Origin of the sequence: Gluconacetobacter tumulisoli (assembly GCF_014174155.1) — a bacterium.
Classification (GTDB): domain Bacteria; phylum Pseudomonadota; class Alphaproteobacteria; order Acetobacterales; family Acetobacteraceae; genus Gluconacetobacter; species Gluconacetobacter tumulisoli.
Map to the genome: position 1 here is coordinate 1 of NZ_JABEQM010000007.1, position 23,876 is coordinate 23,876.

At 66.4% G+C, this 23,876-nt stretch carries 21 protein-coding genes, 1 tRNA gene and 1 pseudogene; 10 read left to right on the forward strand and 13 right to left on the reverse strand.

Annotated features, from left to right (window positions below):
- The 3 genes from HLH28_RS18470 to HLH28_RS09665 all read right to left on the reverse strand — a co-directional run.
- On the reverse strand, positions 1 to 78 hold a 78-nt coding region (locus HLH28_RS18470; RefSeq protein WP_220790037.1), incomplete at its 3' end, for a manganese catalase family protein.
- Between the two features lie 820 nt (positions 79 to 898).
- Positions 899 to 2,251 (reverse strand): family 1 glycosylhydrolase, encoded by a 1,353-nt coding sequence (locus HLH28_RS09660; protein WP_182958269.1) that lies wholly within the window; start codon positions 2,249 to 2,251, stop codon positions 899 to 901.
- Between the two features lie 704 nt (positions 2,252 to 2,955).
- Positions 2,956 to 3,963 (reverse strand): glycosyltransferase, encoded by a 1,008-nt coding sequence (locus tag HLH28_RS09665; protein WP_220790026.1) that lies wholly within the window; start codon positions 3,961 to 3,963, stop codon positions 2,956 to 2,958.
- 482 nt (positions 3,964 to 4,445) lie between these two features.
- Between HLH28_RS09665 and HLH28_RS09670 the strand changes: the two are divergent.
- Positions 4,446 to 4,783, forward strand: a pseudogene (locus HLH28_RS09670) (IS3 family transposase); the annotation flags it as partial.
- A 202-nt stretch (positions 4,784 to 4,985) separates the two neighbouring features.
- Here the strand turns inward: HLH28_RS09670 and HLH28_RS09675 are convergent.
- The 5 genes from HLH28_RS09675 to HLH28_RS09695 all read right to left on the reverse strand — a co-directional run bounded on the left by HLH28_RS09675 (position 4,986) and on the right by HLH28_RS09695 (position 9,653).
- On the reverse strand, positions 4,986 to 5,741 hold the full coding sequence (locus HLH28_RS09675) for a pyridoxine 5'-phosphate synthase (RefSeq protein WP_182958274.1): 756 nt from the start codon (positions 5,739 to 5,741) through the stop codon (positions 4,986 to 4,988).
- Entirely contained in the window at positions 5,738 to 6,709 is a 972-nt protein-coding gene (pdxA, locus tag HLH28_RS09680; protein ID WP_182958768.1) for a 4-hydroxythreonine-4-phosphate dehydrogenase PdxA, read from the reverse strand. The genes HLH28_RS09675 and pdxA overlap by 4 nt, the downstream gene beginning before the upstream one ends.
- Before the next feature lie 164 nt (positions 6,710 to 6,873).
- On the reverse strand, positions 6,874 to 8,274 hold the full coding sequence (locus HLH28_RS09685; protein ID WP_182958277.1) for a dipeptidase: 1,401 nt from the start codon (positions 8,272 to 8,274) through the stop codon (positions 6,874 to 6,876).
- A 139-nt stretch (positions 8,275 to 8,413) separates the two neighbouring features.
- Positions 8,414 to 8,920: a protein-export chaperone SecB gene (locus tag HLH28_RS09690; protein WP_182958279.1), complete on the reverse strand. Its 507-nt coding sequence runs from the start codon at positions 8,918 to 8,920 to the stop codon at positions 8,414 to 8,416.
- Between the two features lie 151 nt (positions 8,921 to 9,071).
- Positions 9,072 to 9,653 carry an NUDIX domain-containing protein gene (locus HLH28_RS09695; RefSeq protein WP_182958284.1) on the reverse strand — a complete coding sequence of 194 codons (582 nt, stop codon included), beginning with the start codon at positions 9,651 to 9,653 and terminating at the stop codon, positions 9,072 to 9,074.
- A 232-nt stretch (positions 9,654 to 9,885) separates the two neighbouring features.
- On the opposite strand from HLH28_RS09695, the gene HLH28_RS09700 reads away from it, so the two are divergent.
- The 4 genes from HLH28_RS09700 (at position 9,886) to HLH28_RS09715 (ending at position 13,344) form a co-directional block, all read left to right on the forward strand.
- Positions 9,886 to 11,088: an MFS transporter gene (locus tag HLH28_RS09700; RefSeq protein ID WP_182958287.1), complete on the forward strand. Its 1,203-nt coding sequence runs from the start codon at positions 9,886 to 9,888 to the stop codon at positions 11,086 to 11,088.
- 115 nt (positions 11,089 to 11,203) lie between these two features.
- Positions 11,204 to 11,785, forward strand: coding sequence for an LOG family protein (locus HLH28_RS09705; RefSeq protein ID WP_182958291.1), 582 nt, complete (start codon positions 11,204 to 11,206; stop codon positions 11,783 to 11,785).
- A gap of 75 nt (positions 11,786 to 11,860) precedes the next feature.
- A tRNA-Pro gene (locus tag HLH28_RS09710) sits at positions 11,861 to 11,937 on the forward strand.
- Positions 11,938 to 12,156: 219 nt separating this feature from the next.
- Positions 12,157 to 13,344: a glycosyltransferase family 61 protein gene (locus tag HLH28_RS09715; protein ID WP_182958293.1), complete on the forward strand. Its 1,188-nt coding sequence runs from the start codon at positions 12,157 to 12,159 to the stop codon at positions 13,342 to 13,344.
- A gap of 60 nt (positions 13,345 to 13,404) precedes the next feature.
- Here HLH28_RS09715 and HLH28_RS09720 read toward each other — a convergent pair whose 3' ends face one another.
- Positions 13,405 to 14,877: a sodium:solute symporter family protein gene (locus HLH28_RS09720; protein WP_338029703.1), complete on the reverse strand. Its 1,473-nt coding sequence runs from the start codon at positions 14,875 to 14,877 to the stop codon at positions 13,405 to 13,407.
- Complete coding sequence (locus tag HLH28_RS09725) at positions 14,874 to 15,053, reverse strand: DUF3311 domain-containing protein (RefSeq protein ID WP_182940555.1); 180 nt, start codon at positions 15,051 to 15,053, stop codon at positions 14,874 to 14,876. The genes HLH28_RS09720 and HLH28_RS09725 overlap by 4 nt, the downstream gene beginning before the upstream one ends.
- Positions 15,054 to 15,561: 508 nt before the next feature.
- Between HLH28_RS09725 and ppdK the strand changes: the two genes are divergently transcribed.
- From ppdK to HLH28_RS09745, 4 genes are all read left to right on the forward strand, one after another.
- Positions 15,562 to 18,252: a pyruvate, phosphate dikinase gene (gene ppdK / locus HLH28_RS09730; RefSeq protein WP_182958297.1), complete on the forward strand. Its 2,691-nt coding sequence runs from the start codon at positions 15,562 to 15,564 to the stop codon at positions 18,250 to 18,252.
- Positions 18,253 to 18,470: 218 nt separating this feature from the next.
- Complete coding sequence (locus HLH28_RS09735; protein ID WP_182958300.1) at positions 18,471 to 19,358, forward strand: pyruvate, water dikinase regulatory protein; 888 nt, start codon at positions 18,471 to 18,473, stop codon at positions 19,356 to 19,358.
- Positions 19,359 to 19,512: 154 nt separating this feature from the next.
- Positions 19,513 to 20,133 (forward strand): hypothetical protein, encoded by a 621-nt coding sequence (locus HLH28_RS09740; protein WP_182958303.1) that lies wholly within the window; start codon positions 19,513 to 19,515, stop codon positions 20,131 to 20,133.
- 140 nt (positions 20,134 to 20,273) lie between these two features.
- Entirely contained in the window at positions 20,274 to 20,630 is a 357-nt protein-coding gene (locus tag HLH28_RS09745) for a hypothetical protein (protein ID WP_338029711.1), read from the forward strand.
- 140 nt (positions 20,631 to 20,770) lie between these two features.
- On the opposite strand, the gene hemH is transcribed toward HLH28_RS09745, so the two are convergent.
- The 3 genes from hemH to mutY form a co-directional block, all read right to left on the reverse strand.
- On the reverse strand, positions 20,771 to 21,808 hold the full coding sequence (gene hemH, locus HLH28_RS09750) for a ferrochelatase (RefSeq protein ID WP_182958306.1): 1,038 nt from the start codon (positions 21,806 to 21,808) through the stop codon (positions 20,771 to 20,773).
- Between the two features lie 109 nt (positions 21,809 to 21,917).
- Complete coding sequence (locus HLH28_RS09755; protein WP_182958840.1) at positions 21,918 to 22,061, reverse strand: hypothetical protein; 144 nt, start codon at positions 22,059 to 22,061, stop codon at positions 21,918 to 21,920.
- Positions 22,062 to 22,214: 153 nt separating this feature from the next.
- The gene (gene mutY / locus HLH28_RS09760) at positions 22,215 to 23,288 is read right to left on the reverse strand and encodes an A/G-specific adenine glycosylase (RefSeq protein WP_338029704.1); all 1,074 of its coding nucleotides are present in this window, start codon (positions 23,286 to 23,288) and stop codon (positions 22,215 to 22,217) included.
- Positions 23,289 to 23,297: 9 nt separating this feature from the next.
- On the opposite strand from mutY, the gene HLH28_RS18080 reads away from it, so the two are divergent.
- Complete coding sequence (locus tag HLH28_RS18080; RefSeq protein WP_408869833.1) at positions 23,298 to 23,795, forward strand: DciA family protein; 498 nt, start codon at positions 23,298 to 23,300, stop codon at positions 23,793 to 23,795.
- The last annotated feature ends 81 nt before the right edge of the window (positions 23,796 to 23,876 follow it).

Below are 23,876 nucleotides of genomic sequence, written 5' to 3' on the forward strand. Positions count from 1 at the left end.
TTCCTCGGTGCCGATATCCATCAGCAGGTCCTTCAACATCGGATCGTCAGTATTGATGCCCTGGATCGAATATTGCATCGCCGCGGCCAGTTCACCGTTCGCACCGCCAAAATGCTACAGAAGCATCTTACCGAACTTCGGATCGGCTTCACCGATCCGGACTGTGTACATCAGTTTTTTCACATGATGGTACATGACACATTCCTATATTTATTAAACATGCTGTCCGCCTCAAACACGTCGTCGGGTACCTGATCTGCGGGTTTGTGCTTTACTCGCCAATTTTTACCAGAAGGGCATCGGCCAGCGCCGAACTTTTTCAGATCTTCCTCTATTTCAGAGAGAATTTACTGAGCCTAGCCGGTCTATCTTGGCCCAGATGCCTTGAATGCCTTTTGAGATCCGGCATCTGCGACACGCGCTCCGATTACCGGAGCGTCTTCGTGATTCGCCTCAGGCAAAATAACGCCCTTCAATATTTCATGGGATATTTCACGGGACGTGCCCGACGCGAAAAATTCCTCTCCGAAAACGTCCTCTTTCCGGTTGGTACGAGAATCTTCTCGTTTGTTTCGGAGTTAAACTATTATAGGTCCAAAAATATACCTGAATTATTTCAGGAGTTTCTTTGGGCATAAGGAATTTTTGAAAGAGAGATTCCCCTCTCTTTTTGCAGAACCGCAGCGTTGCCGGCCCATGTCGTTCCTCTCAGGAAGACCGCTGACCAACTGTAACGGCCCCGTCGGCACAAGGTTCCACAGGGATGCTCTTTAATTTTCCATCCTTTGAATTCAGGATCTGCCTTCTCTCTTCGACCAGGCATCCGTCGCCACCATCGAAGGATGGCGCATCATCGAATCATTCGTAACCGGAAAATAAAAAATCACGGTGAATATAATCAGCGAACAATGAAGGTATTATCCTTGTATTTCGACCTGCTTTTATGGTTGTATTCAAGAACCCGCTCTGGCCGGCGCCACCAACCCGATTGTTCCAAGGCTGAATGAGCCAGGCTGCCGTCGCGTATGAGCCTCTTCAGAACGTCGGCCATCAGGGTGGGCTGGGGTACGCCAGAGCTTATGTCATAGATCCCAGCTTCATATACATCATGACGCTCCCGCAGCAGACAATGCCAGTCGACCAGACCAAAAAGAGCCCATGCGGTCACGGCACGTATATCCAGGCCCTCAGCGCGCAGGCGATTCGCAGCATCCCATGCTTCGAGAAACCAACGCACTCGTTCCAATCCATCTTTGCAGCCAAGGTGTACTTCTGCGATGACAATCGGACGATGGTATCGATTCCAAGCCTCACGCAGCCTGGCCGCCCATCCGGTCTCTCCCTCGTCGAGTTCGACCCGTGCTGCTTCGATGTCTGCATAAGCCTGATATTCGTTCCCTCCATGAAGATGGGCGGGGTACAGGTCCAGCCGATGGTCGAGAAACCGGTCGCTGGTTACGTAATGGTTTATTCCAATTATATCGGGTGCCGCCTCTCCACTCGTCAACTCGTCAAGATGGTCGGGATTGACGCCGGCTGCCTCCAGGCGCCGTCGCCACGGGTGGGCGCAATTGATCAAACCGCACAGCAGATCCAGACCGAGCCAGCGTCTGCTGTTTTCATATTCCGCTTGTTTCACTAGCGGCTTTGTCGAAAAAACACGCCCCAGGTCCTCTGTCTGCAGAAGACGTGCTTCGGGTATGTGCCTTCGAATCGCGCGCATCGACAACAGGATTGCACGGCATTGAGCCACAGTCGCACGCAGGAACGCGTTCTCGTCACATAAGTGCGGGTACCAGTGACCGTAAAGACAAGAAAATCTGGCAGTTGTCAGAGGTTCATTCACGGGCGTCCAAAGGGTGAGAAATGGATAGCGCTCTGCAACCTGTCTTGCGTGAAGCGCCAACCCTTCTGGAAAGAGCGGGTCGACCAGCGATGTCCAGCACGGTCCCGAACCATGATGCAACAACCCTACCGCAGCGTCGACACCATGGTATTGCAATGCGTTCAATTGCCGATCGTGCCACGCCCAGCCACAGGCACCCGGGTGACGTGTATCGACACGTTCCCACAATACAGGATAACGAACCGTCCGAATCCCCAGCGCAGCAATGTATTCGAGATCCTGCTCACCGCGCAGCTGATGCCCCGTCTCCTCGACTTGGTCACGCCACCCATTGCCGATACGCACGACGCTGCACTCGAGGCCGCCCCAGAGCGCGAGCGGGCTGTGCTCGAACGAGCCGGCCATTTACTTGATTTCCGAAGCGGCAGGCAGATGGTCGTCCCAGGTCTTTGTCGCGCTCACGCTCGTCGTGGGACAGACCTGGCCGGTAATGTGTTTGTATTCGAAAACCCGGGTATAGCCCTCCGTCTGGGAATAGTTCCTGGTTACTGCAGGTTGAAGAATGCTACGGTCAGACAGACGCCTCAGACGATGGTCAAGAAACGCGTCGACGCCGCCTATCCAGATTAAACGACCTTTCTTCCGCTCAGTACGGTCGAGTTCAGACGGGTAAAGCCCCCTCTGCCTGCGTGTAGCTCCGGAAGAACTTTTCATACATTTCGTTCCCCTTGCGAAAGGTCGACGTCCTCCGCACTGCGAACAGGGTCCATCTTTTCTGCCCGAGCGGCAAACCACCTTTCCAGATCCGCTGATCAACTCAAAGCATGGGGGCGATTGATCGTGTCAGATAGGAATCGACACGAGCAACCATTCACCAGCCCTAAAACCCGGTGTTCGTATGCTGCCCTAAACCGGAAGAAATATTTGGGCCCGGTCCAGCTGTTCGTGTGGAAAATATGCAGGCTGTAGAGATGGACAGAGATGGACGCGTATATCCGCGTCGAGAAAATCGAACGCATTGCCGGCGACGTGGTTGCGGCGGTCGACAACATTGACCGGCAAGGGCTGCACCTGCAAAATCGGCACCGATCCCGGTCCAGCCATAGCTTTTATTCATAACGCTTGACGTCCAGAGGCCGGGGCCGGTCTGTCAGTGACTTGCCGATGGCAGTTCTGTCAATCAGCCGTTCCATTCCGGCCCAGATCATATCCCAGGATTGTTTCGACAGCCGTTCGTCGACATTGGCCAGCCACTGCGCTCTCGGACGTTTTAATAACCTCTCCAGTGCCGCAATCATCGCTTCGGGTCCATCAGCGATCTCCACCAGGTTATCGTTGCCCCAATCCGTTATCACGTCGGCAATGGGCGTTGAAACGAGCGGAACGGCCGCGGCCAGGAATTCGGGCGTCTTGGTAGGGCTGATGAAACGCGTCGCGTCATTGAGCGCGAACGGCATTATGCCTGCGTCCCAACCAGCCAAATAAGCCGGAAGCTCGTCATAGGATCTTTTACCGATCCAGTGCAGATTAGGATGCTGGGGGAGGTGGGCCGGATCGATTTTTGCCGTCGGGCCAACCATGATAAAATGCCAGTCGGGCCGGGCCGTTGCCATGGCAGAAAGAAGCACATAATCGATCCGTTCATCGATAACACCGAAAAAGCCGATCCGCGGTCGCGGCAGGTTAGCCTGGTCAGGCGGCTGCGCGCTCTGGGAATCGCGCGCCTGATGGAAGTGCGTCACATCGACGCTCGATGGAAACAGATGGACGTTTCCGCAAATCCGGCGCTTCGCTTCGAAGAGGCTTCGCCCCCCCGCGAAGACAAGGTCGGCTTTCTTGAGCAAGCGCCGCTCAAGCAGCGATAGTCGCGGCGATGCCCCGCGGAACATGCTTAGTTCATCCATGCAGTCATAGACCGTAATGGCCGCGGGCACGTGGGCGGCAAACTCCAGGGCCATTGGGGTATAGAACCACGCGATCGCTACCGGGCCCGCCAGAGCGATAAGCAGCCGGTCCAACTGCTGGCGTTGCAATATATCCAGCTTCCGCGGGTCATGTTCCGCGGCGAGCCGAGGAGTCGCCACCAGAACTTTTCCTGCCACGCAATGCAGGTCCATTCCTGGGGCTTCCCCTGCCGGCAGGGCGAACACAGGCTCCTGGACATAAACCACCCGATAAGCCCGCGCGGCACGACAGAGGAGATGCTGGGGCCTTTGCAATACAAAGTCCCAACGGAGGTGTGACAAACATAGTATGATCGGCCGATCGTCACAAAAAAAGGAAGTCTCGGCCGTGCCCCCGGCAGGATCAATAATATCAGGCAGGTTGTCGGGAACGGGGCGAGTTGCACCACCCCCCGTCTTCTTGGTTATTGGGGCCATGTTCGCTATTTCCTGGGGGATTCCTGAATAACAGCCGCCCTTTGGGTGCGGCAGAACCTTTCGCAGCTCCTGCCGTTCTCGTCAGAATTTTTACGGACGTCCTTGCCGCTTAAAACGACTGATCGACCTGTAGAGTTTCTTGGCAAGTTCGTGCCCCCGGCGCCGTTCGGCCTGCGGAAGGAACCGTCCCGCCTGACGCTGCCCGCCGGACAGCAAATATCAGTGAGGCCCGGCGGCTCAAGATTTGGAAAGAGGAGAACACCAAGCTGACGCGGATCCTGGCCGGGAGCGTCCTGGACGTCTCGATGCTGAAGGAACCGCCGGCCAAACTCCTGACGCCCGGTTTGCGGCGGGAAGCCGCGACCTGGACGATGAGGAAGCGGGATTATTCGTCGCGACGGGGCTGCCGGCGCATTGGCATGGATCCGAAAGGTTGGCGCTATGCGTCACGCCGTTCGGACGGAGACGCTGCACGGACGCGGTTAAGCGAGCTGGCCGGCGAGCGGCGCCGGTTCGGGTATCGGCGTCTGCTATCCTGCTCGACCGCGAAGGCATTCCATGGCGGGCGCAAGCGGGCGACGCGTACCTGAACGAACACCTGTTCCGGAACCTAACCCATGCCTGGATGGTCATCGATGCCCTGGCGGGCCGACCGTAGCACCGTCAGGCCGCACGCCAGGCTCAAAGGCGTGACGCCAGAAAGGCACACGACAGCATCACGACCCTGACTCGGAACCGAGGGCACGTTGGGGGCAGGGTCACCCGGGACATCTCGCCCGCTCCATCTCCTGTCGCATCCGCGCGATGACAGCGGGCAGGCCGTCGAAGATCGCCTGGCCGATCAGGAAATGGCCGATATTCAGTTCCACGATCTGCGGCAGGGCGGCGATCGGGCCGACATTGTCGTAGGTCAGGCCATGGCCGGCATGGACCTCCAGCCCCGCCGCGTCGGCCGCGATGGCAGCGGCACGCAGGCGGTCCAGTTCGCCGGCACGGCCTTCGGCGTAGGCGCCGGTGTGCAGTTCCACTACCGCCGCGCCGATGGCGGCCGAGGCCGCGATCTGCGCCAGGTCGGGGTCGATGAACATCGATACGCGGATGCCCGCGTCGCCCAGCGCGCGGACGCATGGCGCCAAGGCCGCGACCTGGCCGGCGACGTCCAGCCCGCCCTCGGTCGTGACCTCGGCCCGGCGTTCGGGGACGATGCAGCAGGCATGGGGCCGCAGGGACAGGGCGATACCCACCATTTCGTCCGTGGCGGCCATTTCCATGTTCAGCGGGGCGGCGATGTCGGCGCGCAGGCGGGCGAGGTCGGCGTCGCGGATATGGCGCCGGTCCTCGCGCAGGTGGGCGGTGATGCCGTCGGCCCCGGCGGCGACGGCCACGCGCGCGGCGGCGACCGGGTCGGGATGCGCGCCGCCGCGCGCGTTGCGCACCGTCGCCACGTGGTCGATGTTGACGCCCAGCCGCAGCTTTTTGGGTCGCGGCATTTTGGGCGGGGTGGAATCGGTCATGCTGTTCCCCTGTTGCACGCCATGTCATCCGCCAGGCGCAGGGCGGCCAGCAGGCTGGACGGGTCGGCGACACCCTGTCCTGCGATATCGAACGCCGTCCCGTGGTCGGGCGAGGTCCGGACGATGGGCAGGCCCAGGGTCACGTTGACCCCGCCCGCCATGTCGATGGTCTTCAACGGGATCAGCGCCTGGTCGTGATACATGCACAGCGCCAGATCGTAGCGCGCCCGCGCCGGCGGGGTGAACATGGTGTCCGGCGGCCAGGGACCGGTGACGGCGATTCCCTCGGCGCGCAAGGCGTCGATGGCCGGGCCGATGATCGTGCCTTCCTCATCCCCCATCACCCCGCCCTCGCCGGCATGGGGGTTGAGGCCGGCGACCGCCAGCCGGGGGGTCGCGATCGCGAAATCCCGCCGCAGGGCCGCCGCCGCCGTGCGTCCGCAGCGGACGATTTCGGCGGTGGTCAGGCTATCCAGCGCGCGGCGCAGCGACATGTGGATCGTCACCGGCACCACGCGCAGTTCAGGACAGGCCAGCATCATGACCTCCTGCCCGGCAACACCGCAGAGTTCGGCCAGATATTCGGTGTGGCCGGGATGGCGGAAACCAGCCTGCTTCAGCACCAGCTTGCTGATCGGGTTGGTGACCACGGCCGCGACCTGCCCGGCCTGCGCCAGGCGCACCGCACGTGCGATGCTGCCGGTGATGGCCGGCGCGTTGGCGGAATCGGGTTGGCCCGGCCGGGCCGGACACGCCAGATCGACGGGCAGGACCGGCAGTGCGTCCGGGAAGACCGAAGCAGCCTCGGCCATGTCGGCGACCGCGCGCACCGGGGCGTAGGCGGACAGCAGGGCGACGTCGCCCGGCACGACGAAGGCCGGGCCGTCGCCGGCACGCAGGGCGTGCCAGGCGGCGGCGGTGATTTCCGGCCCGATCCCGGCCGGGTCGCCCATCGTCAGCGCCAGCATCGTCCGTCCGCCATCCGTCATATCGTGGCTGTCCCTACAGGATGGGGTCTTCTTCGGGCTGCGCCCGAACCCGCAAGGGGCCGCAGGCCCCTTGACCCCGATTCAATAAAACGACTGGTTTCCAAAGGCGACCGCCTTTGGCGGGGTGCGGGGCAGGGCCCCGCCTACGCATCGGCCAGCGCACCCAGCACCCGCACCCAAGAGCGAATGCCCCGATGGAACGAGGTCAGGTCGTATTTCTCGTTGGGGGAGTGGATGCGGTCGTCCTCCAGCGCGAAGCCGATCAGCAGCGAGTCCATGCCAAGGGCCTGCTTCACCTCGGACACCACGGGGATCGAACCGCCGCTGCCGACCGTGACCGCCGGATGGCCCCATTCAGCACCCAGCGCGGCCAGCGCGGCGGGCAGCGCCGGGCCGTCCGAGGGCACGACGCTGGCGAACGACCCGCCGTGGGCGGCGAATTCGACCGTGCAATCGGCCGGCAGCATCGCGCGCACATGGTCGCGGAAAGCGGCACGGATCCGGGCCGGATCCTGGCCCGCGACCAGCCGGAACGACACCTTGGCCGAGGCCTGGGCCGGCAGCACCGTCTTGAACCCATCGCCGGTATAGCCGCCGGTCATGCCGTTGATTTCGAAGGTCGGGCGGCACCAGGTCTGCTCGATCGCGGAATAGCCGCGTTCGCCCGCCGGCACCGACAGGCCCACGGGGCCGAGGAAGTCGGCGTCGGACGGCGCGATGGCCTGCCATTGGGCGCGGACTTCGGCCAGGGGGTCCTGCACCCCGTCGTAGAAGCCCGGCAGGAGGACGCGCCCGCTGTCGGCATCGCGGACCGAGGCCAGGATGCCGCACAGCAGTTCGATCGGATTGCGTGCGGCGTTGCCGTAGATGCCCGAATGCAGGTCGCGGCTGGCGCAATGGATGGTCACGTCTTCGCCCACCATGCCGCGCAGGGCGGTGGTGATGGCCGGTACCCCGCCCTCGAGCATCGAGGTGTCGCAGATCAGCGCCACGTCGGCGCGCAGTTCGTCGCGGTTGGCCTGCAGGAACGGCAGCAGGTTGGCGCCGCCGCTTTCCTCCTCGCCCTCGATGACGATCGAGACGCGCAGCGGCAATGTCCCCTGTTCGGCCCGCAGGGCGCGCAGGGCCTCGACGAAGGTCATGACCTGCCCCTTGTCGTCGGATGCGCCGCGCGCGACGATCCGTGCCGTACCGTCGTCATTACGGACCAGTTTCGGGTCGAACGGCGCGGAATGCCACAATTCCAGCGGGTCGACCGGCTGCACGTCGTAATGACCGTAGAACAGGACATGCGGCCCCTCGGCCGCGCTGCGATCATGGGCGACGACCATCGGATGGCCCGGCGTCTCGCGCACCGAGGCGTCGAGGCCGATCGCCGCCAGTTCCGCGCACAGCCAGTCCGCCGCCCGGCGGCAGTCGCCGGCATGGGCCGGCTGGGCCGAGATGCTGGGAATCCGCAGGAAATCGAACAGCCGGTCCAGGCTGGACTCCAGCGTCCGATCCACCCTGTCCAGTACCGGGTTCAGGTCTCGTCCGCTCTTCATGTCCATGGTCCCATCCTCGATCCGGCGTCGCGGCGCGTCGGCGCGCACGACAGTCGAGGGGGAATGTGCGAACACAACGCGGGAAATGCAATCCATGTGCCGACCCATGTGCCGACAGATCCGACGGCGCGTCAGCCTCTCAACGGCGGGCGCGATACAGGGCGGAGAAATCCACCGGCTGCATCAGCACCGGCGCGAATCCGGCCTCCCGCGTCAGGTCGGCCAGCATGTTGCGCGCCGCCGGGAAGATCATGGCGGGCACTTCGATCAGCAGCAGGGCCTCCAGCGTGGCGGGGGTCGCGTCATGCAGGGATACCAGGCTGGCGTAGGCGATATCGGCCTCGAAGATCACGGGCGCGGGGGGCGCCTGTCCGGCGGGGGCCGCATTCCCCCGGCAGCGCAGGGTCAGCGCGACCTCGAACAGGGTGGGCGATCCGTCCATCTGCCGCGCGTCGACATCCAGGTCAAGGGTCAGGACGGGCAGCACCTTGGGCGCGGCATGCACCCCCGGCGCGGCGGGAACCGCGAAGGCGACCGATTTGACGTACTGGCTGACGATCAGCGCCCGGGGCGTCGGCGGAGGCGACGAGGCCGGCGGCCCGGCGGCCGCGCCGGAGATGGTGTCGACGGCGTGTCCTTCGGTCATGAAAGTGCTGCGTGCTCCTGCGCGTGAAGCGCGAGCCTGCCAGACGATCGTGAACCGAACGTTTAGAAGCGGCGTGAAAGTCGCTCTGCCGGCGATCCGGCGCGCGGGGCACGACTTTCTCGCCCGATAGTCCGAATTCCCTGACGGCCCCTTACGGGATCCAGCCCCGGGCGCGAACCAGCGTGATGGCGGCCAGGGTGACCATGCAGGTGATTTCGCCGTCGCGGATCATCCGCTCCATCTCGGCCAGCGGGACGGTGTGGCTGGTCATGTCGCCTTCCGTGACCTCGCGTCGGGGAGGGCCCTGCGTCAGGCCCGTCGCCAGATAGACGTGGCCCCGCTGGGTGGAATAGCCCGCGCCCTGGTACAGCGTGCCGGCATGGCGCAGGGCAAAGGCGCGCAGGCCGGTTTCTTCCTCGAGTTCGCCATGCGCCACGATTTCCGGGTCGGTGTCGGGACGATGCTCCCACATGCCCATCGGCAGTTCCCACAGCCGCGCGCGCACCGGATAGCGATATTGCCGGACCAGGGTCACGCTCGGACCCTCCGGCCCGTTTCCCAACGGCAGCACGACGACGAATTCGCCGCGTTCGACCACGCCGTACAGACCCTCGCCGCCATCGGGACGCCGGATGATGTCCTCGCGCAGGCGGGTCCACGGGTTTTCGTAGACGATACGCGACGACAGCGTGACGAACCCGCCCGCGTCGGGCCCTTCGGTATCGGCGGTCATGCGCCCTCCTCTGTCCCCCAGCGCGGTCCGCGACCGCCGGGCGATCATGCCGCGCCGGGGGGTGGGGGCGTCAATGCCGCGTCCGGTCCTCGCGCGGTCGTGACGGGCCTGGGGCCGGTCACGGGGGCGATTGCACCGGATGGGGCGCTGCCAGGATGTCCCGGTACCTTGGCGGCGACCCGGCCGGGATCGTATGGTGCCTGAAAACAAAGACAGGAGCTTCCCTCTCGCCATGACATCGCCGCGGACGTCCTCGGGTTCTCCAACGCTGCGCATCCTGGCGGTCGTGCTGTTCAACCTGATCTGCTATGTCGATATCGGCCTGCCGATGGCGGTCGTCCCCGTGTTCGTCCACCAGACGCTGGGCTACAACACCGTCGTCGCCGGCCTGGCGGTATCCCTGCAATATCTGGCGACCTTTGCCTCCCGCGCGACGGCGGGGCGATTCGTCGACGGCCGGGGGGCCAAGCCCGCGGTCGTGATCGGCCTTGCCACCTGCATGGCGGCGGGCGTGGCGCTGATGCTGTCGGGGGCGTTTCCCCAGCGGCCGGGCCTGTCGGTCGTGCTGCTGATCGTCAGTCGCATCCTGATGGGCGTAGGCGAAAGCTGGACGGCGACGGGCGCGATCCTGTGGAATATTGGCCGCGTGGGGGCCGAGCGCACGGCGCAGGTCATTTCGTGGAACGGCATCACCTCCTATGGGGGGATCGCCCTCGGTGCCCCGGTCGGCGAGATGCTGTCCCACCTGCCCGCGCCCTTCGGCGGGCTGCTGGGGGTCGGCATGCTGTCGGCGGTGCTGGCCTTCGGCGGATTGCTGGCCGCATCGCGCTATGCCCCCGTGCCGCCGATGCCCAAGGGCGAGGTACTGCCGTTCAGCCAGGTCTTCTGGCGAGTGCTGCCGCACGGCATCGTGCTGGCCTGCGGATCGGTCGGTTTCGGGGCGATTTCGGCGTGCCTGTCCCTTTATTTCTCGGCCCGGCACTGGCAGGGGGCGGCGCTGGCCCTGACGGTGTTCGGCCTGGTGTTCGTGCTGGTGCGGCTGCTGTTTTCGCGCCAGATCGGGCGGCAGGGCGGGCTGAGGGTGGCCGTCGCGTCGCTGCTGGTCGAATCGGCGGGCCTGCTGATCCTGTGGCGCAGCACGGGGGTGCTGTCGGCCGATCTGGGGGCGGCGCTGACGGGGGCAGGATTTTCGCTGGTGTTTCCCGCCCTGGGGGTCGAGGCCGTGTCCCGTGTCGGACCGCAGAACCGGGGCGCCGCGCTGGGGGCGTTCAGCGTGTTCCTGGATATCGGCATCGGGGTGTCCGGACCGATGCTGGGACTGATGATCCAGAGCCTGGGCTACGGCCCGATGTTTCTGGCGTCGGCCCTGTTTACCGGGGCGGGGGTCGGTGCCACTGTGCTGCTGCGGGGGCGAACCCGGCCCGGCATCGCCTGAGGCACATGCCGGCCCCGGGTTGCCGCGCGAACGCGGGCCCCAGGCCGCCTGTCGACGCACGCCGTCCGGATCGTTTCCGCCGCCCGCCCGCATCGTATCAGGAGGATGAGGATTCATGTCCGTTGCCGCCGTCGCCGTATTCTGTGGATCCCGTTTCGGAACCCGTCCCGCCTTCCTGGCCGCGGCGCGCGAAATGGGGACCGGCCTGGGCGAGGCCGGGATGCGCCTTGTCTATGGCGGGGGCGATGTCGGCCTGATGGGCGCGGTGGCGGACGCCACGCTGCTGGCCGGCGGCCAGGTTTCGGGTGTGATCCCGACCTTCCTGCAGGCGTGCGAGGTCATGCATGCCGGCGTGGCCGACCTGACCGTCACCGATTCGATGCACAGCCGCAAGCAGCTGATGTTCGCGTGGGCCGACGCCTTCGTCGTGTTGCCCGGCGGCCTGGGCACCTTCGACGAGACGATGGAGATCGTGACGTGGCGGCAGCTGAAGCTGCATGACAAGCCGATCTTCATCATCAATGTCGCGGGCTGGGCCGATGCGATGCTGGCGATGCTGGACGCCGCCGTCCGCGATGGCTTCGCCGAGGCATCGGCGCTGAAGCTGTTCGAGGTCGTGCCGGATGTCGCCACGGTGATGGCGCGCCTGACCGCGACGGTCCGCCAGCCGACCACCGAGGATGTCAGCCGCCTGTGAAGGGGCGGCCGGCGAAAAGATGACGCGGGGGCCCTTGCGAAGACCCGGGATGGGTTGTATAGCCCCCGTCAAGTTCGGAGTGTAGCTCAGCCTGGTAGAGCACTGTGTTCGGGACGCAGGGGCCGGAGGTTCGAATCCTCTCACTCCGACCAGGTTTTTCAAAGATATGACGATGATCGCCGTTGCAGCCGGCCTGTTCGAAAGAACAGGGTGGTCCGCAAGGGCATTGTCGTGCGTACGGGCCGCTCGCTGACCGGCCGTTCCGGCGCGCCCCGTCCTGAAACGGTTTCTTAAATGCCTCCGCCCCATGCTGGCCGTCGTGCGGCGCGCCGGGCGCCGCGCCGATCCAGCACGCGGTTCGCGAGACCATCATGTTCATTTCGCTTTTCCAGCGCGGCTGCCGGGCCGTGCCGGCCGGTCCCCACGGGGCGCGTCGGGACGCTGGTCACCATAAGGGACCGGCGCGCACGATTGGAATTGCCGACGTCGCGGACTCCGTCACCTGCCTGGAAACCTGTCCTGCCCAGCCTGCCCGGTTCGCGGGCGGCGCGATGCGCCACCGGGAGATGAACCCGTTTTCGGCATGGTCGAGCACGCCGGTCACGCTGACGGTCCATCATCTGCGCGACGTGGTCTACGATGTCGATCATCGGGTGCTGATCAAGGATGGCCGCCTGATCGCCGAGACCTGCTACCTGCAACCGGCGGAGGCGCTGGACCGGATCGCCGTCGATCCGGCACGGCTGGGCCGGCTGGCGGCACCCGGGCTGGCAATTCCATGCAGCGACCATTGGCCGGGCAATTATTATCACTGGATGGCCCACACCCTGCCGGTGGTCGCGGCCCTGTCCGACCTTCCAGGGTCCGGTCTGTCGGCGCGCTATCCGCGCCATGGCGGATCGGCGCGGCTGCTGCTGCCGGAGCTGCTGCCGTGGCAGCGTCGGACGCTGGAACTGCTGCGGCCCGGGCGCTGCGGGATCGAACCGATCGTCCCGGGGAGGCAATATCGGATCGACCGGGTCGCATATTGCAATGTCGTGGCGGGGGCGGCCGATTTCGCGGTATCGCGGCTGTGCGCCTCCGTCTTCACGCGCATGGCGGCCGCTGTTCCGGTCACCCGCCCGCGGGGGGTACGCCTGTATGTCGATCGGGGGGGAGCCGGCAATCGCGCCATCCCGAACGAAGGCGCGCTGGCCGCGCGGCTGCGCGACATGGGTTTCCTGGCGGTACGGCCCGAGACCCTGGCCCTGGAAACGCAGATCGACCTGTTCCGCGCCGCATCGATCGTGGTGGGGCCGCTGGGCGCCGGCATGGCCAATATCGGCTTCTGCCGGCCCGGGACCGTGGTGTACGACCTGGTCCCGGACCATCACGCCAATCCCTGCTTCCTGGCCATGGCCATGCGGGGCGGCCTGGCCTACTGGGCGGACCGGTTTCCCACCGGGACCGACAGGCAGGACCATGTGGCCAGCTGGTCGCACGGGATCGATGTGGAGCACGTGGCGCGGCGGGTGGCGGAATTGGTGCCAGGCAGGGCAGGCGTCAGGGCCCTGCCCTGAAACCCGCCAAAGGGCGATGCCTTTGGAACCAACCGGTTGATCCACCGCCGGCGCGCATTTTCAAACGGGCTGGGTGGTTTCCGTGCGGCGGCGGGGTACCAGCAGGGTCGCGACGGCCACCACGCCGATATTGACCAGCAGCGCCAGCAGGCCGGTCGAAACCGCCTGGTGCACGCCGCCCAGGGCCAGGACATGGGTGGGCTTCAGCCCGTCCTGGAAGCACAGGTACGTCCCGAACACCGTCCCGATCGCCCAGCCCAGCAGCATCGCGCGCGCCGGGAAACGGATCCGCGTCAAGCCCAGCACCAGCGCCGGAAAGGTCTGGAGGATCCACAACCCACCCAGCAATTGCAGGTCGATGGCGAACTGGGCATTCAGGAACAGCACGCAGGCCAGCGCGCCCAGCTTGACGCCGAAGGCGACGATACGGGCGGCCCCGACATCGTTCCCGCGCCCGGTGACGATGTTGCGGGTGACCAGGTTCGCGGCGCCGATGGCCATGACCGCCGCGGGCACCAGCGCGCCGACGGCGATGGCGGCGAAGCAGAAGCCGCTGAACCAGTCCGGGAAGATGGCCAGGAACAGCATCGGCACGACCGACGAGGAATGGGTCGTCACGATCCCCGCCGCATGCGCCATCAGGCCCAGCATCGCGATCAGCCCCAGCAGCAGCGTATAGGCCGGCAGCATGACCGCGTTCTTGCGGATCGTGTCGGCCGAGCGCGCGGCCAGTACGCCGGTCAGCGTGTGCGGATACAGGAATGCCGCCAGCGCCGACGACAGCGCCAGCGTCGCATAGGGCACGGCCTGCCCCGCCATCAGCGCGTGGTTGCCCTGGGGCCTGGGCAGATGCGCGGCGGCGGTGGCGAACATCGCGGCATATCCGCCGAGATGCAGCGGAATGACGGTCACGGCGGCCAGCACCGCGATATAGATCATGATGTCCTTGATGAACGCCGTCAGCGCCGGGGCGTGCAGCCCGCCCAGCCACGTATAGGCGGCCAGCGACACGAACGCGACGATCAGCGGGATTTCGCCCGGCAGGCCCAATGAGGCGATCACCGTGCGGATGCCGATCAGCTGCAGGGCGATATAGGGCATGACCGCGACCAGGCCGCTGCAGGCGATCGCCAGTTCCAGCGGCCGGCTGCCGAAGCGCGCCCGCACGATGTCCGCCGCCGTGGCATGCCCGCCGTCATGCGCGATCCGCCACAGGATCGGCATGATCAGGAACACGAACGGATAGACGATGATCGTATAAGGCAGTGCGAAGAAACCGAACGCCCCGGTGGCGTAGACCAGGGCCGGCACCGCAATCACGGTATAGGCGGTATAGAAATCGCCGCCGACCAGGAACCAGGTGACCCAGGTCCCGAACTGCCGGCCGCCGAGGCCCCATTCCTCGGACTTGTCGGCGCCATGCGCGGGGCGGTGTGCGCGCCACCAGTTGACGGTGCTGCCCAGCAGGATCGTGGCCGCGAAGAACAGGATGAAGACGACGAGGGCCGCCGGGCCGGGCGCCTGGGCGGTCACGAGCGCGCGCCCTTCTTCCAGACCAGCAGGACGAGCAGGGACGTCAGCGGCACCCAGGCCAGCTGATACCAGTAGAAGAACGGGAATCCCAGGAACGAGGGTTCGATCCGGTCATAGAACGGAAGCCATAACAGCCCCAGGAACGGCAGCAGCAATGCCAGACGGAGCATTTTCATCCTGATGCGCCTTATTTCTTGTTGGTTAGGGCAGACGTTGCCCATTCGCGTTGGCCTGTCAACCGGACGGACGGGACCATCCGCGCGACCGGATTGCCGGATTTTCCATGCCCCGGTGCCGAAAATCGAGGACGCGGACCCTGAAAAGGCGGTCTTTCCATATCGGGATATCATATCGACATGGAAATAATATGTACTATTCTCGATCGTTCACAATAATGACGTCCGAAGAATGCCGCCTGTTGCACGTGCGATTGCGGCGACGGGGCCCCCATGCCCTGGCGCAGTCCACATCGGCGCCGGGGGCGCGGGCCTGGCCGTACCACCGCGGCGGCACCGGCAACACGGCGGGGACCGGACAGGTTCCGTCATAATAAAAAGATCGAAATCCGCGCCCTGAACAGCTAAGAAAGCCGGGCGGAAACCGAACAAGCAAGATAAAGAAAGTTCGGGCCAGGGGAATGCCTACGTTTCACGCAGAAGGAACGGGGCGCAAGGAGATACCAACATGACGAAGTGGGTCTATGGTTTCGGAAGCGGCGCCAACGAAGGCAGGGCCGGCATGCGCGACCTGCTGGGCGGCAAGGGCGCCAACCTGGCGGAAATGGCGGCGATCGGCCTGCCCGTGCCGCCGGGTTTCACGATCACCACCGAAGTCTGTACCAGTTTCTATGAAAACGGCCGCACCTATCCGGCGGAGCTGAAGGCGCAGGTCGACGCGGCGCTGCACGGCGTCGAGGAGACGCTGGGCCTGCGCTTCGGCGACCCGGTCGCCCCGCTTCTGGTCTCGGTCCGCTCGGGCGCGCGGGTGTCGATGCCGGGCATGATGGACACCGTCCTCAATCTCGGCCTGAATGACATTACGGTGGACGGGCTGACCGTTTCGTCGGGCGATCCGCGCTTCGCCTGGGACAGCTATCGCCGTTTCATCCAGATGTACGGTTCGGTCGTCCTGGGCGTGTCGCATCATCGTTTCGAGGACCTGATCGAGGAAACCAAGCGCGCGGCCGGCGTGCAGGACGATACCCGCCTGTCGGCCGAGGACTGGCAGGATGTCGTCGCGGGCTACAAGGATATCGTCCTGCGCGAGACCGGGGCCCCGTTCCCGATGGACCCGCACGAGCAGCTGTGGGGCGCGATCGGGGCGGTGTTCGGATCCTGGATGAATCCGCGCGCCAACACCTATCGCCGCCTGCACGACATTCCCGCGAGCTGGGGCACGGCGGTCAACGTGCAGACCATGGTGTTCGGCAACATGGGCGAGGATTGCGCCACCGGCGTATGCTTCACCCGCGACCCGTCCACCGGCGAAAACGTCTTCTATGGCGAATACCTGATCAATGCCCAGGGCGAGGACGTGGTGGCCGGCATCCGCACGCCCCAGCCGATGTCCGAGGCCCGCGCCCGTGGCGACGAGCTGTCGATGGAAAAGGCGCTGCCCGACGCCTATCGCGAACTGCTGGCGGTGCGCGACATCCTGGAACGCCATTACCGCGACATGCAGGACATCGAATTCACGGTCCAGGGCAACCGCCTGTACATGCTGCAGACCCGCACCGGCAAACGCACCGCCGCCGCCGCGCTGCGGATCGCCATCAGCATGGCCGAGGAAGGCCTGATCACGCATGAGGAGGCGATCCGCCGGGTGCCGCCCTCGTCGCTGGACCAGCTGCTGCATCCCACGCTGGACCCCGACGCGCCGCGCACGCTGCTGAGCCGCGGGCTGCCGGCGTCGCCGGGGGCGGCGGCGGGTGCCATCGTCTTCACCGCCGAAGACGTGGAAATCCGCGCCGCCCGGGGCGAGGACGTGATCCTGGTCCGGATCGAGACCTCGCCCGAGGACGTGCACGGCATGCATGCCGCGCGCGGCGTGCTGACCACCCGCGGCGGCATGACGTCGCACGCCGCCGTGGTGGCGCGCGGCATGGGGCGCGTCTGCGTCGCGGGCGCCGGCGGGATCCATGTGGATTATCGCGCGCGCACGCTGTCGGTCGGCGCCACGACCCTGCATGAAGGCGAGTGGATCACCCTGGACGGCGCGACCGGCGAAGTCTTTGCCGGCCGGGTCGGGACGATCGAACCCACCCTGTCGGGCGATTTCTCCACCCTGATGGGCTGGGCCGACCGCACGCGCCGGATGAAGGTCCGCGCCAATGCCGAAACGCCCGAGGACGCCGAGACCGCGCGCCATTTCGGCGCCGAGGGCATCGGCCTGTGCCGGACCGAGCACATGTTCTTCGCCCCGGACCGCATCGGCTTCGTCCGGCAGATGATCATGGCTGGCGACGATGCCGCACGGACGCGCGCCATCGACGCGCTGCTGCCGTTCCAGCGCGAGGATTTCAAGGCGCTGTTCCGCATCATGGCGGGGCTGCCGGTGACGATCCGCCTGCTGGATCCGCCGCTGCATGAATTCCTGCCGCATGGCGAGTCGGAGCTGGCCGAGGTCGCGGCGGCGCTGAGCGAAAGCGTCGAGGCCCTGGCGGCGCGCAAGGCGGCGCTATCGGAATCCAACCCGATGCTGGGCCATCGCGGCTGCCGCCTGGGCCTGACCTATCCCGAGCTGTACGCCATGCAGGCCCGCGCGATCATCGAGGCCGCGATCGCCGTGTCCGGCGAGAGCGGAGAGAAGGTGGTGCCGGAGATCATGATCCCGCTGGTGGGCCTGGAAACCGAACTGCGCCGGACCCGCGCGAATGTCGAGGCGGTGGCGGCGGAGGTCGTGGCGGCGACCGGAGTGGCGCTGGAGTACAGCATCGGCACGATGATCGAACTGCCGCGCGCCGCGCTGACGGCCGACCGGATCGCACAGGACGCGGATTTCTTCTCGTTCGGTACCAACGACCTGACGCAGACCACGTTCGGCCTGTCGCGCGACGATGCGGGGACGTTCATGCCGTTCTATCTGGAACATGACCTGATCCCGCGCGACCCGTTCATCTCCATCGACCAGGAAGGCGTGGGCCAGCTTGTCGCGATGGGGGTGGAGAAGGGACGCCGCACGAAGCCGGGCCTGAAGCTGGGCGTCTGCGGCGAGCATGGGGGCGATCCGGCCTCGATCGGGTTCTTCGAGACGGTGGGGCTGGATTACGTGTCCTGCTCGCCGTTCCGGGTGCCGATCGCGCGCCTGGCGGCGGCGCAGGCCGCCCTGGCCCGCCGGGACGAGGAAAAGCGTCCGCTGCCGGCCGGCAGCCGCTGAAAGGCCGTCTGAAACGCATTCCGTCGGCGACCCGACGCGTTTTTTTCCTGCGTCGCGGCGGGCGGGCATCGGGGCCGCCATGCCCCGATGCCTGGAAAATCGCGTCGGGCATACCGTCCCGCGGCACGTCCGCCGGGGGAAATGCGTTTCCGAACGGATTCTGACGGCCGGCCCTGCCGGTCATGTCCGCCCCCATGGGGCGCTGGGGTCCTACACGCATGCCGTCACATCATATCGTGCTGCATCTGGCATCGGACGCCACGGGGCAGACGCTGGATTCCCTTGCCCGCGCCTCGGTCGCGCAGTTCAGCCACGCCGAGGTCACCTACCATCGCTGGAACCTGCTGCGGACGCGGTCGCAATTGCGGCGCATGCTGGAAGGGATCGCGCAGGATCCGGGGCCGGTCCTGTCATCGGTCGTCGATCCCCGCCTGCGGCACGAGCTGACGGCCGGGTGCGCGCATATCGGCGTCCGGCTGATCAATGTGCTGGACCCGGTCACCACCATCCTGCAGGACGAACTGGGCGAGCCCGCCATCGCCCGGCCGGGCGGCCAGTACGTGATGGACGACGCCTATTTCCGCCGCATCGACGCCATGCATTTCGTCCTGGCCCACGATGACGGGCAGGAGATGGGGGGCCTGGGGCATGCCGACGTCGTGCTGGTAGGGGTGTCGCGCGCATCGAAGACCCCGACCTCGTTCTATCTGGCCAATTGCGGGATCAAGGCGGCGAACGTACCGCTGATCCCCGACCTGCCGCTGCCCGACGAGCTGGAGCATCTGTCGCGGCCGGTGGTCGGATTGACCATCGATTCCGACGTGCTGATCGGCATCCGGCGGCACCGGCTGGATTTGATGGCCGACCGGCGGATGGACCTGGTGATGCGCAACAACCCCTATGTCGACCCCGAGCGTGTCGAGGAAGAGGTCCGCTGGGCCCGGCGCCTGTGCGCCCGCCACGGCTGGCCGCTGGTAGATGTCAGCCAGCGCTCGATCGAGGAAACATCGGCGGCCGTGATGGAATTGATCGCCCAATGGGACGACCGCCACCGGGACGATCGTCACCGGAATGACCACCATCGGGACGCCCCCCACCGGCCCTGAGCCGGAACCGTTCCGCCGAGCTCGGTGCGGGCCATGCACGGCGTCCTCAGCCGCCATGTTCCAGGCGCAGGCGCGTTACATATCGATACCGATGCAACCTGAATCGGACCACATGACCCCCTATATTGAACCGCATGGGAAGGGAGATCCTGTCATGCGGCGATTTCTGGTTCTGGGGGCGGTAGCCCTGATGTTGGGAACGGCGGCCGGAAGTCCGGCCGCCTGGGCACAGCATGGCGGCGGCGGCCATGGCGGTGGTGGCGGCTGGCATGGCGGCGGTGGTGGCGGCTGGCACGGAGGTGGTGGCGGTGGTGGCTGGCGCGGTGGCGGAGGTGGCTGGCACGGCGGTGGCGGCTGGGGTGGAGGAGGCTGGCGTGGGGGTGGCTGGGGATACCGGCCCTATTACGGCGGCTGGGGCTGGGGCGGCTACCCGTATTACGGCGGCTATTATGGCGGTTGGGGCTGGCCACTGGCCTTCGGCGCCGTCATGGGCATGGCGGCCGGCGCGGCGGCGACCTCGTACGGGTCGTACGATGACGGGTATGACGACGGATATGGCGGCGACGATGGGGGATACCCGCCCGGCTATTATCCCGGCACAGCGGCGCCCGGCGCCTATCCGCAGCAACCTTATCAGCCCTACCAGCCTTATCAGCCGTATCAGCAGCCCTATGGCGCCGCACCGGCACAGGGGGCGCCGATGCAGTCACCGGTCGTCACCTGCAGCAAGGGTCTGGTCTTCAACCGCCTGACCGAAAGCTGCGACCGGCCGTGACGCGGCGTGACGGTCCGAGGCCCGGCAATGGGCTTCGGATCGCCACAACCGTGACATATTATGTTACATGATACGGATCCGGGGCACGGGCGGACAGTTCCGCTCCGCTGTCCGACAATCGGGATTGGATACGAGAGATGATGAGTTTGCGGAAATGCGTCGCGCCCGGCCTGATGGCCGCCGGCCTGCTGGTGGCGGGTACCGCGACGGATGCGCGGGCCGAACCCGGCGGCTGCCTGAAATACGGCGCGGTCGGCGCGGTTGGTGGGCATCTGGCCCATCATGGCGTCCTGGGAGCCGCCGGCGGGTGCGCCGCCGGCATGTATACCCGTCACGAATATCGCAAGGGCATCCGCGCGAAAGCCGCGCTGTATGACAAGGAACACCCCGCCGACCCGAACATGAGCCTGGCGGAACGGTACCGGAACCGCAAGACGGACGAGCAGAAGGCCACCCTGTACGACGCCGAGCATCCATCCGCCCCGCCGGGACACTGAGGACGCCCGGTCGCTGGGCCCCGGGGCGCTGCCCCTGAAACCCGCCAAAGGGCATTACCCTTTGGGAACCCGGTCGTTCCTATCCATTGATCGGGGGTCAGGGCCCCTGGCCCTGGCCCTGGCATTGTCCGATCGGTTCTTCAGGCAGGGTCCAGCCAGCCCGCCAGTTCCCGCCGCGCCAGGGCTTCCAGCAGGTCGATCGCGGCGGGGGCCGCATTCAGGCAGGGGATCAGGGCGAAATCGGTCCCGCCGGCGGCGATGAATTCGGCACGCACCTCGTTGCCGATCTCGTCCAGTGTTTCGATGCAATCGGCCATGAAGCCCGGCATGATCACCGCGACGCGGGTGATGCCCTGCGCCGGCAACGCGCGCACCAGCGGGGCGGTATAGGGTTCCAGCCAGCGCGCGGGACCGAAGCGCGACTGGTAGGTCAGCGGCATGGTCGTATCGTCCATGCCCAGCGCCCGGCGCAGGGCGGCGATCGTGCGTTCGCAATCCTGGGGATAATGATCGCCACGGGCCACGTAATCGCGGGGCAGGCCGTGGAACGACGCCACGATCCGTTGCGGGACGAAAGGCAGTTCCGCCAGCGTCTGGCGCACCGAACGGGCCAGGGCGTCGATATAAAGCGGATGGTCGGGGAAAGGCGGCACGGTCCGGATGGCCGGCTGGTTGCGCAACCGCATCAGCGCGCGAAACGCCTGGTCGTTGGCGGTGGCCGTCGTGGTCGCGCTATACTGCGGGTAGAGCGGCAGCAGCAGGATCCTGTCGCAGCCCCGACGCAGCAGACGGTCGATCCCCGACAGGACCGCCGGATTGCCGTACCGCATGGCCCATTCCACCGCCACGCCGTCGGCCGCCAGCCGTCCGGCCAGCCCCTCGGCCTGTGCGCGGGTGTGGGTGCGCAGCGGGCTTTCGTTCTGCTGGACATGCCAGATGCGGCGATAGGCGGCGCCCGTCCTGCGCGGGCGCAGGGTCAGGACGGGGCCCTGGAGGATGGGTTGCCAGATGGCCGGGCTGGCCTCGATGATGCGGCGGTCGGACAGGAACTCCGACAGATAGCGCCGGATGGCCTGATAGCCGGTTCCATCGGGGGTGCCGAGGTTCGTCAGCAGGACGCCGATGCGCGACAGGCCGGACGTCGCGGACGCGTCGGGACGGATGGTCAGGAAGGTCATGGTGTCATTCTGCTACAGGATGGTGCGGTTCCTGGCAAAATGTCCGCATCGACCGCGTGCTCCACCAGCCGCGAGTACCCGGGGAACGCGAAGAAATCTCGTCTCCGCGTCAGCGGCGATCACGCACCCGCACGGGCACCGCGCGGGGCGCGGGCATGGCACGCCAGGCCTGGACCGCGGCACAGCCCATCAGCACGGAGGCACATACCAGCGGCAGGGATGACGACAGAAAGGCGGCAATGCTGGTCATCATGCTCTCCATCCCGATCGGGGACGGTCCCCCGAAGGCTTGCGCGGCGGAACAGGGCCGCACATTCCAGTGAACCGTGCCGGTTTATGCCCCGTCAACGAAAAAATGACGGGAACCTGCGGCGCATTCCCGACATGGGAATGGCCCGGCGCTTCGTCAAGTTTCGGCGGGTCCCGCGCGACGAGCGATGTCCAGGCATTTGCGCATCAGCGACGGCAGGGCCAGCCCGTCCAGCTCCCGTTCCCCGTAGACCAGCCCGCCCCCCATGGCGATGACGTTGGGGAAGCGGTCGATGCGCGCCGCGTACACGTCCACATGCAGGGTGAAGTGGGTGAAGACATGTGTCACCCGGCCCATGGACGTCCAGGGTGCGGAGGCCAGCGGGGCATGAGAGACCGCATCGGCCATGGTCCAGGCCTGGGCCCGCCAAATGGTGCCCGGCAGTTCCAGCATGCCGCCCAGCAGGCCCTTGTCCGGCCGGCGGCGCAGCAGGACGTTTCCGGCGGCATCGACCAGGTGGAAATGCGCGCCGTGGCGGACCGGCTTCGCGCCCTTCGGCGCCTTGGCCGGCAGGGTGGCGGCGATGCCCAGCCGCGCCCCGGTGCAGGCCCCAAGCCATGGGCAGAGCGCGCAGGCCGGGGATTTCGGGGTGCAGATCCCCGCCCCCAGATCGAACAGCGCCTGCGCGAAATCGGACGGCCTGGCCCGCGCCTCGGCCCCCTCGCCCAGCGTCGCGGCGCGCAATGCGACGGCCTTGCGCGCAGCCGGCAGGGGATCGGTCAGGGCGAACAGGCGCGTGGTCACGCGTTCCACATTGCCGTCGACCGGCACGACCGGATGGCCGAAGGCGATGGCCGCGATGGCCGCCGCGGTATAGGGCCCGACCCCGGGCAGGGCCAGCAGCCCCGCCATGTCGCGGGGGAAGCCCCCGGCGCGGTCCACCGCCTGGGCGCAGGCATGCAGGTTACGAGCCCGCGCGTAGTAACCCAGGCCCGCCCACGCGGCCATGACGTCATCCTGGCGCGCGCGCGCCAGGTCCGCGACGGTGGGAAAGCGGTCGAGAAAACGATGGAAATATGGGATGACGGCGGCGACGGTCGTCTGCTGCAGCATGATCTCGCTGAGCCAGACGTGATAGGGATCAGCGGTCCGGCCGGGCAGGGCCCGCCAGGGCAGCGTCCGGCGGTGACGGTCGTACCAGCGCAGCAGATCGACGGGTAAGGGAGGCACGGTCCGCTTATGACGAAGGAACCGACGAACGGCAAGCGCACACGCCCCGCCGCCCCGCCGCCCGAGCCCGCGCGCGCCTGGGCGATGCGCAGCCTGGGCGCGCTGATCCCCAACGTCGCCCGCCCCGCCTTCCGCAAGCAATCGCCGGCGGCGGCGCAGATCATCGCGGACTGGGCCGACATCGTGGGACCCGAGCTTGCGCGCGCCACCGTGCCGCGCCGCCTGTCGGCCGGGGTGCTGACCCTGGGCTGTGCCGGGCCGGTGGCGATGGAATTGCAGCATCTGGCGCCCGCCCTGATCGGACGGATCAATCGGGCCTGCGGCCATGACGCGGTGCGGTCGCTGAAGCTGGTGCAGGATCTGGTGCCCCGTCCGGCCCCGGCGGCCCCGCCCCCCCGGCAGGCCCCGCCGCCGCCCCTCGCCATTCCCGACATGCCCGACGGGCCGCTGAAGGACGCGCTGGCGGCGCTGGGCGCGCGGGTGCGCGAGCGCGCCGGACGGCGTTGACGAAACGGTTGCGAAGGGAAACATGATGATCGGGTCCTGCCACAAAAAGGCCGGGATCGCGGCGCTTCCTGCGCCGGTATT

Coding starts and splice junctions, on each gene's coding strand:
- HLH28_RS09660 (WP_182958269.1), bottom strand. CDS start 2,251: ATGGCCGGCTCGTTCGAGCACAGCCCGCTCGCGCTCTGGGGCGGCCTC.
- HLH28_RS09665 (WP_220790026.1), bottom strand. CDS start 3,963: ATGGACCTGCATTGCGTGGCAGGAAAAGTTCTGGTGGCGACTCCTCGG.
- HLH28_RS09675 (WP_182958274.1), bottom strand. CDS start 5,741: ATGACCGATTCCACCCCGCCCAAAATGCCGCGACCCAAAAAGCTGCGG.
- pdxA (WP_182958768.1), bottom strand. CDS start 6,709: ATGCTGGCGCTGACGATGGGCGACCCGGCCGGGATCGGGCCGGAAATC.
- HLH28_RS09685 (WP_182958277.1), bottom strand. CDS start 8,274: ATGAAGAGCGGACGAGACCTGAACCCGGTACTGGACAGGGTGGATCGG.
- HLH28_RS09690 (WP_182958279.1), bottom strand. CDS start 8,920: ATGACCGAAGGACACGCCGTCGACACCATCTCCGGCGCGGCCGCCGGG.
- HLH28_RS09695 (WP_182958284.1), bottom strand. CDS start 9,653: ATGACCGCCGATACCGAAGGGCCCGACGCGGGCGGGTTCGTCACGCTG.
- HLH28_RS09700 (WP_182958287.1), top strand. CDS start 9,886: ATGACATCGCCGCGGACGTCCTCGGGTTCTCCAACGCTGCGCATCCTG.
- HLH28_RS09705 (WP_182958291.1), top strand. CDS start 11,204: ATGTCCGTTGCCGCCGTCGCCGTATTCTGTGGATCCCGTTTCGGAACC.
- HLH28_RS09715 (WP_182958293.1), top strand. CDS start 12,157: ATGTTCATTTCGCTTTTCCAGCGCGGCTGCCGGGCCGTGCCGGCCGGT.
- HLH28_RS09725 (WP_182940555.1), bottom strand. CDS start 15,053: ATGAAAATGCTCCGTCTGGCATTGCTGCTGCCGTTCCTGGGGCTGTTA.
- ppdK (WP_182958297.1), top strand. CDS start 15,562: ATGACGAAGTGGGTCTATGGTTTCGGAAGCGGCGCCAACGAAGGCAGG.
- HLH28_RS09735 (WP_182958300.1), top strand. CDS start 18,471: ATGCCGTCACATCATATCGTGCTGCATCTGGCATCGGACGCCACGGGG.
- HLH28_RS09740 (WP_182958303.1), top strand. CDS start 19,513: ATGCGGCGATTTCTGGTTCTGGGGGCGGTAGCCCTGATGTTGGGAACG.
- HLH28_RS09745 (WP_338029711.1), top strand. CDS start 20,274: ATGAGTTTGCGGAAATGCGTCGCGCCCGGCCTGATGGCCGCCGGCCTG.
- hemH (WP_182958306.1), bottom strand. CDS start 21,808: ATGACCTTCCTGACCATCCGTCCCGACGCGTCCGCGACGTCCGGCCTG.
- HLH28_RS09755 (WP_182958840.1), bottom strand. CDS start 22,061: ATGATGACCAGCATTGCCGCCTTTCTGTCGTCATCCCTGCCGCTGGTA.
- HLH28_RS18080 (WP_408869833.1), top strand. CDS start 23,298: ATGACGAAGGAACCGACGAACGGCAAGCGCACACGCCCCGCCGCCCCG.